The sequence below is a fragment of the Arthrobacter sp. 2YAF22_2 genome (assembly GCF_052114645.1).
Taxonomy (GTDB): domain Bacteria; phylum Actinomycetota; class Actinomycetes; order Actinomycetales; family Micrococcaceae; genus Arthrobacter.
Genome location: NZ_JBFRFD010000097.1, coordinates 1 through 8,845, shown reverse-complemented (window position 1 = coordinate 8,845; position 8,845 = coordinate 1). Strand labels below are relative to the sequence as shown.

The following is an 8,845-nucleotide window of genomic DNA, read 5'->3' as shown; positions in this document are numbered from 1 at the left end:
AGGGAACGGCCGGGCGCCGAGGTACTGGTGGATGATGTGCCCGGCCGTTCCCTCGGGAATCTCGCCACGGGTCTCGGCGTCGAAGATTCCGCGACCGATGGAGCCGGGGGTGAGGTCCTCGGCGGTGACCGACGAGCACCAGCCGTAGAGCTCGCCGGCAATCGGGAAGTTCTCCTGGGTGCGCCGGTTCAGCGGGCCAAGCACCTGCATCGCGGCCTGCCCCCAGCGCAGCATGTTGTCCTTCACATGCCCTTGGAACCCGATGAGGTCGGCAACGATTTCGATCGGGAAGGCGCGCGCCAGGGAATCGATGGCCTCAAAGCTGCCGCTGTCTGCGAGCTCGGCAACGAGCTTGTCAGCCTTTTCGTCGATGACGACCTTCAGGCCGCGGAGGGCTCGGGGGGTGAGGTTCTGGGACAGCGTCGCGCGCAGCTGGGTGTGCACCGGCGGGTCGGAAGCAAGCGAGGTGCCCTGCAGCGCCTCGTTCACCATGGGGTTGAAGCCGATGCTGGTGGACGAGAACGTCGCCGGATCACCGAGGGCGTCGCGGATGACGTCGTAGCGCGTCAGGACGTATACGTCGTTCTTGGGCAGGTGCACTACTGCGCCCTGCTCGCGGAGTGCAGCGTAGGTGGGGTAGGGGTCGACGAGGACGTTGTCGTCCCAGATATCGATAGCTGATTCGGTGGGTGCAGCCATGGTGCTCTCCTTGCGGATCGGTGGTGGTCGTTAAAGTGCAGGCCGTCGGTCAGACGGCGGCTTCGGCGTTAGCCTCGGTGGTTTCCGCGACGGCGTCCGCGGTGGGCGCCGAGGAGCGGGCTGAGATGAAGAGGGTAAGGATGGCGGAGATCGTCGCCGCGATGCCGGCGACGAGGTACACCGTTTGGAAACCCTGGCCGAGGGAAGCGCCCGCCGCGCCCTGGATCTGCTGCTGCGCGGCGGTGAGAGCCTGGACCATGCCGTTGACGGCCTGGGCGGGAGCTCCGCCGGCCGCTGCCTGGCCGCTGAACTGCGCGATCACACCCTCCCAGCCGGAGAGGAATCCCAGCGGCGGCACCTGGGAGAGACCGGCGACGGCGTTGGCGGGCAGTCCCGCACCGCCGAGGATCCCGCCGAGCGGGCCCGCGAAGAGCGAGGCGCCGACGCCGAACGCGATGGCCGAGCCTACGACCGGGCCGAGCGCGAAGCCAAGGTCCCGCAGAAGGTTTGTCGTCGCGGAGGCCATGCCGATGTGCTGGGCCGGGACGGTATTGATCGCCACCGCAGTGACCGAGCCGACGGTGAGCGCGAATCCGATGCCCAGCAGCAGCAGCGGCGGAACGAATGCCGTCCACGGGGTACCGCCGAAGGACTCCGGCGTGCCCAGGGAAAACGTCGAGAGCCAAAAGCCGGAGATTGCCATGAGGGCGAAGCCCGAGGTCAGCACCCAGCGCGGCGCGACGTGGTGGATGAGCCAGCCCACCACCGGGATGAAGGCGAACGCGGGGCCCTGGATGAAGACGAACAGCACGCCGACCTTCCAGGTCTCGGCCAGTGCCAGACCGCCGACGGAGACGCTGGTGCTGAAGCAGATGGCGAGGAAGGCGAACATGCCGGTGACCGCGACGATTCCGGTGATCGAGTAGGCGCTGTTCTTGAACAGGGACAGGTGGATGAGCGGCTGTTTGGTGCGCATTTCGATGACGACGAAGGTGACCAGGAGGATGCCGCCGACGACATAGCCGGCAAGGACCTCCCACGAGCCGAAGCCCGCATCGACAGCCTGGACGGTCGCGAAAAGCACCGCGATCAGCCCGAGGGCGAGGGCGAACTGGCCCGGCAGGTCGAGCTTGCGTCCCTGGGACGCAGCGGAGTCCTTCGCCCGGAGCGCCACGATCAGGACGACGACGGCGATCGCCGCCGCCACAAGGTAGGCCACCCGCCAGCCGCTGAACACGTTCGGCGCACCGGGCCCGGCGCCCGGCACCGTGAATAACTGCGCGGTGAGCCCGGCGAGGACAGGCGAGATGACCGCGCCGAGCGAGAGGAATCCGGCCCAGGTAGCAATGACCCGGGCGCGCTGCCGGTGGTCCGGGGTGATCGCAGCAATCATGGACAGCGAGATGGGGAAGAGGATGCCYGCCSCRATGCCGCCGACSGCCTGGGCGRMGATCATCATCTCGGTTGTCGGCGCCAGCGCARCCAKGACGGAGCCCACGACGCTCAACCCCGCTCCGGCGTACAGCAGCTTCTTGCGTCCCAACAGGTCACCCAGGAGGCCCCAGCTGAGCTCGAACACCACGATGCCCATCAGGAACATGCCCGCAATCCAGGTCAGGCCCGCGCCCGAGGTGTGGAATTCCGCGGCGAACGTGCCGGTGAGCGCGCCCGGGAGGGCGTTGGTGATCTGCGCGAGTGTCACCGCGCTGTAGGCGGCCACGAACGTCGCTCGTACCGAGCCCTTGTTCGACACCGTGATGGTCTGACTCATCGATGAAACTCCTTTGTTTCCGGTCGATTCTCGGGTACTGCGCGATGGACCGACCCATTTGTCTTCTAATGCCGTGCGGACCACAAGATTGGCAGGGCCCTTAGTGAGACAGTCTGACCGCAAGCTTTACATCGTGTCAATACATTTTATGATGTGGGTAACATTCGGGCGGCCTCATCGGGGACGCTGGAAGTGCCTGCCGGCGGGGTCCGGGCTCCTCTTGTCATTCCCGGCCGCGTCCGCGAACCTTGGGAAATGGAACGGCCGGTACAGCCGTGGAGTACGGTGGTCGGCTTCGGGCTGGTCAGCCTGGCCACCGATCTGGTCTCCGACGGCGCCCGTCCGCTCGCCGGGCCCCTGCTGGCCCAACTGGGCGCGTCCGCCTTGCTGGTCGGGCTCGTCACCGGCGCGGCCGAGGCCGCCGCGCAGGGCTTGCGCCTGATCTTCGGACCTTGGGCGGACCGCACGCGCAAGTACTGGACCTTCACGATTGTGGGCTACGCCCTGACGGCCGTGTGCGTGCCGCTGCTGGCCTTCGCCCCGGCTGCGGGCGCCGTCGGGCTTTCGCTCGCGTCGGTACTGATCATCGGGGACCGGGTGGGCAAGGCCGTGCGGAGTCCGGCCAAGACCGTGTTGCTGGCCTCCGTGGCCAAACGCGTCGGGCGCGGCCGGGGCTTCGCCGTGCACAAGTCGCTGGATCTTACCGGGGCGTTGCTGGGACCGGTCATTGTCGCTGCGGTACTGGCGGCCACCGGAGTCCTGTCGGCGGCGTTCGCCGTCCTGGCCGTCCCTGCCGCGATTGCACTGGTGCTGCTGGCCTGGCTGCGCCGCCGGGTGGCCGAGCCGGCCGCTTCGGCCGGTACCAGCGCGGCCGGTACCAGCGCGGCCAGCGCGGAGGGCGCGGCCGGCAGCGCGCCGTCGTTGTTCTCGGGAGTCTTCCTGCTCTTTGCCGTGTGCGCGTTGTTCTGGAGCGCGGGCCTCGTGGCGTTCGGCGTCATCGCCTACCACCTGACCACCGCAGCGGCAGTTCCGGCGCCAACCGTGCCGCTGCTCTATGCCGGCGCGATGGGTGCGGCGGCGGTCGGCGCCCTCGGCAGCGGCGTGCTCTACGACCGGATGGGGCCGGCTGTACTGCTGGCCCTGCCCGTCTTGATCGCCGCCGTCCCCGTGCTCGCCTTGTCCGACGGCATTGTCCCGGTGCTGGCGGGCGTGGCCATCTGGGGAACTGCCACCGGGGTCCAGGACTCCACGGTGAAGGCGCTGGTTGCGGACCTCGTTCCGGAGGCAAGGCAGGGGACGGCTTATGGCGTCTTTGCCGGGTTCGAAGGGGTCGGGGCGCTGGCCGGCGGCGCACTCTATGGCGCCCTCTACGACACGCGGACCGCGCTGGTCACCGTGGTCGCCGCCCTGCAGGTGGCTGCTCTGGTGCTGTTGCTCCTGACCGTGCGCCGAGCTAGCGGCTCCAGACGGACGAGGCGCCGGAGTGCCCGGTAATGATGCTCTGGTAGACGAAGAAGGCCCCGATCAACGCTCCCGCGACCAGCAAGACAAGACGCACCACCCGGTGTTCGCGCAGCCGCCCGAGGAAGCTGAACCGCCGCCCGATCGGTTCGTAGCTGGCAACGATCATCGCGGCGACAATCACGAAGAAGAAGACCGAGACGATTTTGAGCACGTCCCCCTGCTGGGCATGGGCCTGGATCATCGCCGTCGCCGGCCGGGCCTGCTGGAGCTGCTCCCCTGCCTGCGCCGTCACCACCGAGATCGGGACCAGCACCAGAGCCAGAACGCCCAGCGGCCAGGCCAAGTACCGGCGCCAGCGGGCTGCCACTGCGTAGACAATGGCCGCGAGGCCGGCAATCGGTCCCAGCACCACCACCGCGTGGACCAGAAGGATATGGGCCGGGAGTCCGGCTATTAAAATCACGTGGGCTCTCCTACGGTGGACGTGGGCTGCGCGCCCCCGGCTCGGGGGCCGGAGCTTCTATGATTCTTGCATGGCACTGCGTGAGCTGGCGGGCATCGCGGCGCAGCTCTATGCGCTGCCGTTCGACGAATTCGTCGCGGGGCGCACCGCCGTGGCCAAGGGGTTGCTGGCCGCGACCCCCGCGACGCCGGAGTTGCGCTCCCGCGCAGCGGAGGTCCGGTCCCTGCCCAAGCCCTCGGTGGGCGCCTGGGCCATCAACATGCTGGCCTGGCAGCGGCCGGAGACGTTGCGCGCGGTGGCCGAGCTGGGACTGGCCATGCGCCAGGCGCAGGACGCCCTCGACGCCGCCACGCTCCGCAGCCTCACCCAGGAGCGGCGGAAGGTGCTGGCCGGTGCGGTCGCGGAAGCCCGCTCCGTCGCGCAGCAGCAGGGCCGGACGATCAGCACCGCGATCGCGGCCGAAGTGGAGCAAACCCTGCGTGCTGCCACCGCCGACGAGGGCGCGGCCGCTGCGGTCCGGAGCGGCCGCCTGCTCCGGGCGCTCTCCGCTGACGGCGTCGACGTCGTCGAACTCGATGGCGCCGTCGCCGTTCCCGAGGCCCCCGGAATGCCTCCGCCGCCCGGGCGGACGACGCCGGGCCCTCCCCTGGCATCCGACAGGCCGCGGCTGCAGGCTGTCCGGCAGGAGCGGCCGGCGCCCAGCCCCTCTGCAACGGAACGGGCCAGGGCGGCCCTGCAACTGGCCTCCGAGGCCGCCAGCTCCAGCGCAGCGGAGGCAGAGCGCGCAGCCGGCGAGCGGAGCGAAGCGGCGGATCACGCTGCCGCGCTGGCCGAGGAAGAGGGCCGGCTCAGGGAAGAGCTGGCGCGTGCCGAGGCCGGGCTGCGGCAGGCCCGCCAGCGCCTCGACCTCGCCTCCGCCGCCGCGCAGCAGGCCGCCCGGGCCGCGGACAAGGACCGCCGCCGGGAAGACCTCGCCCGCGAACGGGTACTGCGTCTTGGCAACACGCCGGACCGCTGACCGCTTAGTGTCAGAGGCCGGTTGCAGACTTAAGCCATGGAAAAGCAGTCAGCACGTCAGCAATCAGCAGGCCAGCACTGGGAAGTCACCTATCTGGACACCGAGTGCGGCCGGGTCCGCACGGAGGGGTTCGACGACTCCACGGAGGCCGAACGCTTCGCCAGCCGCCAGGTCAGGGACGAACACGGCTGGGCCATGATCGATGCAGTGCGGCCCCGCCAGAACCGGGCAGCGGCCTAGCCGCCACGCGAAAGGGCCCCCACCCAACGGTGGAGGCCCCATCACAGGACGGCTCAGGCGAAGTCGGACACCGCCGGGTCCGCGCCGATGCGCCCGGCACCCTCGGCGCTGCGGTCCAGGCCGTTGATGGCCTGCACGTCAGTCTCGTCGAGGGTAACGTCCAGAGCCGCGTAGTTCTCGCGGATCCGGGACTCGGTGACCGACTTGGGAATTACCACATTGCCGATCGCGAGGTGCCAGGCGATGACCACCTGCGCCGGCGTTGCACCGTGCTTGGCGGCGATCTGGGCGATGACCGGGCTGTCCAGCAGCTCGCCGCCCTGGCCCAGCGGCGACCAGGCTTCGGTGAGAATGCCCTTGGAGGCGTTGAATTCGCGCAGCTCCGCCTGGCCGAAGAACGGGTGCAGCTCGATCTGATGGATGGCCGGCACGACGCCGGTCTCGTCGATCAGGCGCTGCAAGCCCTCCTTGGTGAAGTTGGAGACGCCGATCGTCTTCACCCGGCCCTGCTTCTGGAGTTCGATCAGCGCCTTCCAGGTGTCCACGTACTTGTCCTGCTTCGGCTGCATCCAATGGATCAGGTAGAGGTCCAGGGTCTCGAGGCCCAGCCGCTCCATGGATTCCTCGAAAGCTTTGAGCGTGGACTCGTAGCCCTGGTCGGCGTTCCACAGCTTGGTGGTGATGAAGAGTTCTTCAGGCTTGAGGCCGGAGGCCTCGATCGCGCGGCCCACGCCTGCTTCGTTTCCGTAGATCCGCGCAGTGTCGATGTGCCGGTAACCGGCCTCGAAAGCCTGGCCGACCACCTTCTCGGCGACGTCGTCCGCCACCTGCCATACGCCGTAGCCGAGCTGCGGGATGGTGTTGCCGTCATTGAATTTCAGTTCAGGGGAAGAAGTCATCCGTTTATCCTGCCAACCGACCGCCCGCCAGGCTAGTGGTTTGGCGCCACTAAGCTAGGCGCTTAACCCGGAATATTCGGGCGTCAGTCCCGTTCGGCCGTCTCCGCAAGCCGCCGTTCGGCGTCGTCAATGTGTTCCATGACGGACTCCGCGCGGCGCCGCACCGACGCCGCGCCCACCGGCACCGGCCCGACGGCGAGGCGCAGCATCGCCGCCGCTTCCGCGGTCATGGCCAGCGAGTTGCCCGCCGTCGAGAGTGAACGGTGCACTCCGGCGAGGGCGCCGGGGATGTCCAGACCGTCGCTGGGTGAGCGGCGCTGCGCTTCGATGCAAATTTGCCGGACCCGGCCGGCGAGGACCGCCAGCTCGTTGGCGATTTCCACCAGTTCGGCGTACAACGCCTCGTCCTCCACACCTTCGAGCACCTGGTGGTAACGGTCCAGGCCCCGGACGAAACGGTCATGGGCGCGCCGCCAGAGGCCCTTGCCGAGTTCGACGTCGTCCTTGCGTCCCTGCCGCRCGGCGCTGAAAAATCCCAACCGGTGTCCTAGAGGTACTGGCCGGGACCGTGGTCCGGATCGGCGGGTTTGGCGGGCTGCGAGGGATCCGCGCCGGCCTGCGGTTCGGCTGCGCGCTGGGGCTCACCGTTTTCGCCGATGATGACGCCGGGCGCAATCATGGTGCCGGGCGGCAACTGGCGGAGCTGCAGCTGCGCGGCGGCGTGCTCGCGGGCGGCGTGCTGGGCCGCGATGGCGGCCTGGATGCCGTGGAACAGCCCTTCCAGCCACCCGACCAGCTGGGCCTGCGCGATCCGCAACTCGGCGTCCGAGGGCGTGCCGTCTTCCGGGAACGGCAGATGGATGCGCTCGAGTTCCTGGACCAGTTCGGGCGCCAGCCCGTCTTCGAGTTCCTTGATCGAGCGTTCGTGGATTTCGGCCAGCCTCGCACGGGCCGCGTCGTCCAGCGGAGCGGACTTCACCTCATCCAGCAACTGCTTCAGCATGGTACCGATCCGCATGACCTTGGCTGGCTGATCGACCAGGTCCTGGAGGTGGCTTGCCCGGCTGCGCGGGGCCGAATCGTGGGAATCGGACGAAGGCGGACTCAGCCGGCCGGCCGCTGCGCCGTTTGCGGGCGTGCCGGGCGGCGTGGCTGCCGTAAAGACGGGATCGAACGGTGCGCCGTCCATCGGAGTGTCCTCCCTCGGTGTGCCGTCGCCGGACTGAGTATCGATCGGATCGCTCATGGCTTCATACTCTCACGCGCGGGCGCGGAGGGCGGGTCTGCATGATGCCGCTGTGCACCGCCGCGAACTGTCCGGTACGGCCGCAATCCGGGGCACGGGATTTGGTTTGCAGACGGGTCCCGGCGTCGACGCCAGCCATCCCCTGGGCGGGGTCCATTGTGGGTCCGCGGCGCAAACGCAGCGGGGCGCCGCCGGGAACTGGTGTTCCCGGCAGCGCCCCGCCCCGGTACCGCGGCTTAGCAGCAGCGGCTTTGCGGGTTGTTATCCTGGCGGTCCGAGTGGTCCCGCCAGAAGGCCCGCTCGGACATCGGCAGCCCGTCATGGCCTGAGGCGTGATGATGCTCCAGGTACTTCTTGTAGGCATCGGCTCCGAGGACGCCGCCGAAGTACGCGGCAAATCCCCGGAATCCCGCTAGGAGCGCTTTCATGGCAGCCGCCCTCAGTGCCCGGCGGAGTGTTCGAGCTGCTGGTCCGCGGGCAGCTTCTTCCATTCCGCTTCCAGCTCTCGTTCCGCCGCGGTGGGAATGAGCCCTGCCGGTGCGAAAATACGGGACGGCTGCGCAGGATCCTCAAATTCCACGTTGACGACGCCGGCAGAGGCGTTGCGGAACGCCTTCGCGGTGGCGATCAGCGCCGTGATGATGACGATGATGCTCAGCACCACGAAGATGACCGAGAGCCAGCCCTGGATCATCGTGTTGCGGACCACGGCTTCCATCGCGGCCTGCGTCTTGGCCGTCCCGAAGGAGGTCTTGCCGTCCGCCAGCGCCTTGGCAAATGCGGCGTTGTTGGCGAAGTACCCGACGGCGGGGACCGGCGAGAAGATCTTGTGGAAGCTCGCCGTGATGGTGACGACGGCCGCGAAGGCCAGCGGCAGCGCCACGATCCAGAGGTACTTGAAGCTGCCGCGCTTGGCGACGATGGCGAGGACCACCGACAGGGCAATCGCTGCCAGCAGCTGGTTGGCGATGCCGAACAGCGGGAACAGCGTGTTGATGCCGCCCAGCGGGTCGGTGACGCCCATCAGCAGCACGGCGCCCCACGC

Annotated in this window: 10 protein-coding genes and 1 pseudogene; 3 read left to right on the top strand and 8 right to left on the bottom strand. The window is 68.7% G+C overall.

Annotated features, from left to right (window positions below; all coding sequences use genetic code 11):
- Positions 1-699 (bottom strand): annotated as a pseudogene (locus AB4Y86_RS06070) (cytochrome P450); the annotation flags it as partial.
- A 49-nt stretch (positions 700-748) separates the two neighbouring features.
- The gene (locus AB4Y86_RS06065) at positions 749-2,470 is read right to left on the bottom strand and encodes an MFS transporter (RefSeq protein WP_441401006.1); all 1,722 of its coding nucleotides are present in this window, start codon (positions 2,468-2,470) and stop codon (positions 749-751) included.
- Between the two features lie 255 nt (positions 2,471-2,725).
- Between AB4Y86_RS06065 and AB4Y86_RS06060 the strand changes: the two genes are divergently transcribed.
- Positions 2,726-3,964, top strand: coding sequence for an MFS transporter (locus AB4Y86_RS06060; RefSeq protein WP_441401004.1), 1,239 nt, complete (start codon positions 2,726-2,728; stop codon positions 3,962-3,964).
- Here the strand turns inward: AB4Y86_RS06060 and AB4Y86_RS06055 are convergent.
- Positions 3,924-4,397, bottom strand: a complete 474-nt coding sequence (locus AB4Y86_RS06055) for a hypothetical protein (protein ID WP_441401002.1) — start codon at positions 4,395-4,397, stop codon at positions 3,924-3,926. The genes AB4Y86_RS06060 and AB4Y86_RS06055 overlap by 41 nt on opposite strands.
- A gap of 70 nt (positions 4,398-4,467) precedes the next feature.
- Between AB4Y86_RS06055 and AB4Y86_RS06050 the strand changes: the two genes are divergently transcribed.
- A complete protein-coding gene (locus tag AB4Y86_RS06050) occupies positions 4,468-5,415 on the top strand; it encodes a hypothetical protein (RefSeq protein WP_441401000.1) in 948 nt (315 codons plus the stop codon).
- A 36-nt stretch (positions 5,416-5,451) separates the two neighbouring features.
- Positions 5,452-5,655 (top strand): hypothetical protein, encoded by a 204-nt coding sequence (locus AB4Y86_RS06045; protein ID WP_441400998.1) that lies wholly within the window; start codon positions 5,452-5,454, stop codon positions 5,653-5,655.
- Positions 5,656-5,708: 53 nt separating this feature from the next.
- Here AB4Y86_RS06045 and AB4Y86_RS06040 read toward each other — a convergent pair whose 3' ends face one another.
- From AB4Y86_RS06040 to AB4Y86_RS06020, 5 genes are all read right to left on the bottom strand, one after another.
- On the bottom strand, positions 5,709-6,554 hold the full coding sequence (locus tag AB4Y86_RS06040) for an aldo/keto reductase (protein WP_441400996.1): 846 nt from the start codon (positions 6,552-6,554) through the stop codon (positions 5,709-5,711).
- An 83-nt stretch (positions 6,555-6,637) separates the two neighbouring features.
- Positions 6,638-7,093, bottom strand: coding sequence for a hypothetical protein (locus tag AB4Y86_RS06035; RefSeq protein ID WP_441400995.1), 456 nt, complete (start codon positions 7,091-7,093; stop codon positions 6,638-6,640).
- 8 nt (positions 7,094-7,101) lie between these two features.
- Positions 7,102-7,800, bottom strand: coding sequence for a bacterial proteasome activator family protein (locus AB4Y86_RS06030; protein WP_441400993.1), 699 nt, complete (start codon positions 7,798-7,800; stop codon positions 7,102-7,104).
- Positions 7,801-8,036: 236 nt separating this feature from the next.
- Positions 8,037-8,228, bottom strand: coding sequence for a YbdD/YjiX family protein (locus tag AB4Y86_RS06025; protein WP_441400991.1), 192 nt, complete (start codon positions 8,226-8,228; stop codon positions 8,037-8,039).
- 11 nt (positions 8,229-8,239) lie between these two features.
- A partial coding sequence (locus tag AB4Y86_RS06020; RefSeq protein ID WP_441400989.1) for a carbon starvation CstA family protein occupies positions 8,240-8,845 on the bottom strand: 606 nt, incomplete at its 5' end.

Bases quoted from the DNA above. Each gene is read 5' to 3' on its own strand.
- AB4Y86_RS06045 (WP_441400998.1), top strand. From the start codon at position 5,452: ATGGAAAAGCAGTCAGCACGTCAGCAATCAGCAGGCCAGCACTGGGAA.
- AB4Y86_RS06050 (WP_441401000.1), top strand. From the start codon at position 4,468: ATGGCACTGCGTGAGCTGGCGGGCATCGCGGCGCAGCTCTATGCGCTG.
- AB4Y86_RS06025 (WP_441400991.1), bottom strand. From the start codon at position 8,228: ATGAAAGCGCTCCTAGCGGGATTCCGGGGATTTGCCGCGTACTTCGGC.
- AB4Y86_RS06060 (WP_441401004.1), top strand. From the start codon at position 2,726: ATGGAACGGCCGGTACAGCCGTGGAGTACGGTGGTCGGCTTCGGGCTG.
- AB4Y86_RS06040 (WP_441400996.1), bottom strand. From the start codon at position 6,554: ATGACTTCTTCCCCTGAACTGAAATTCAATGACGGCAACACCATCCCG.
- AB4Y86_RS06030 (WP_441400993.1), bottom strand. From the start codon at position 7,800: ATGAGCGATCCGATCGATACTCAGTCCGGCGACGGCACACCGAGGGAG.